We start from the raw sequence: 1,358 nt of genomic DNA on the forward strand, positions 1-1,358 counted from the left end.
GGCATCGGATTTTTTTATGCCCATTCAGCAGCAGTTGCTCGACCTCGGCGATCTCTTCAATTTTTCTGACCTAAGCACTTTTACCCAGAACATCCCCATCGAGTGGGTAGCGAGTGCGCTGAACCTCTCGGCGCAAGCCACGATACGTCGGCGCCGCTTGCCGAGCGATCAGGTTCTTTGGCTGGTTTTGGGCATGGCTCTGTTCCGCGATGAGCCGGTTCATGAGGTCGCCAGGCGTTTGAATATCTGCGCGCAAGGCTTGGCTTCTGATCAGTTGCTGGCTCGAAGCGGGGTAACTGAAGCTCGCAAAAGGCTAGGCGCTGACCCGGTTGAATCCTTGTTCCGCCAGACCGGTAAGCATTGGGGCAACGAGCGCTACGAGGGAGATGACTGGAACGGTCTACAAGTCTTCGCGGTGGACGGTGCCTTGTTGCGAACCCCTGACTCACCTGAGCTCAGAGAGCATTTTGGCTCCGGCAATACCGGCACCGACCGGCAAACCCCGTTCCCGATGCTGCGGCTCGTTGCGCTGATGAATGTCCGCTCGCATGTCATCCTCGATGCGCAGCTCAGCCCTTATCGGGGCAGTGAAATGCGACTGGCCGAAACGTTCCTGGGGCGAATTCCAGACAATTCGATCACTTTGTTCGACAAAGGCTTCTGGGGCGCGGATCTACTGCTAAGCGTGGTTGGTGCAGGCGCGAATCGACACTGGCTAACACCTGCTCGCAAGAATCTGGTCATGGAAGAAGTGGAGCGCTACGGCGAGCATGATCGTCTTGTGCGAATGAAAGTTTCTCCTCAGGCACGCAAACGAAATCCTGAGCTGCCCTTGAGTTGGGAAGTGCGTGAAGTTAGCTATGAAAGCCATGGGAAGGTCAGGTCGCTGCTTACCTCTCTGCCTGTCGAGAGCTATGACACAGCAGCTGTAGCTGAGCTTTATAAGGAACGGTGGGAAATTGAGCTGGGCTTCAGGGATATCAAAAGCTCGATGCAACAGAACGCGGTGACGCTGCGCAGCAAGAAAGTCGAGCTGATTTATCAGGAGGTCTGGGGGCTCTTGCTGGCTTACAACATTATTCGTCGGGAGGCCAGCCAGGCCGCTGTAGCGTTCGGCCGCGCACCTTCAGATATACGGTTCAAGCCTGCCTGTCAGTACATAGCGGTACAGTTGATAGTGATGGCAGCAGCTAACCCAGTATCGGCAACAGGAAGGAGGTTAAGTGAGCTGAGGGGAGGAGTAGGTGGAATGTTTTTGGATCACCGCCCAAGGCCGGGAAGGCCAAGGACGGTGAAGATTTCTAAAACCCGGTACCCAGTGGACCGTAAGGCTGCTCCGCTTAAGTGAACAGCATTAC

At 55.5% G+C, this 1,358-nt stretch carries 1 protein-coding gene; it reads left to right on the top strand.

The features are described from left to right. Nucleotides 1-16 precede the first annotated feature (16 nt). A complete protein-coding gene (locus tag RX972_RS29000; protein WP_410478272.1) occupies nucleotides 17-1,348 on the top strand; it encodes an IS4 family transposase in 1,332 nt (443 codons plus the stop codon). Nucleotides 1,349-1,358: the final 10 nt, after the last annotated feature.

Source organism: Pseudomonas syringae group sp. J309-1, assembly GCF_032582135.1.
GTDB classification, from domain to species: Bacteria; Pseudomonadota; Gammaproteobacteria; order Pseudomonadales; family Pseudomonadaceae; genus Aquipseudomonas; species Aquipseudomonas quasicaspiana.

Excerpts from the sequence above, each read along its gene's own strand:
- RX972_RS29000 (WP_410478272.1), top strand. The coding sequence starts at position 17 with ATGCCCATTCAGCAGCAGTTGCTCGACCTCGGCGATCTCTTCAATTTT.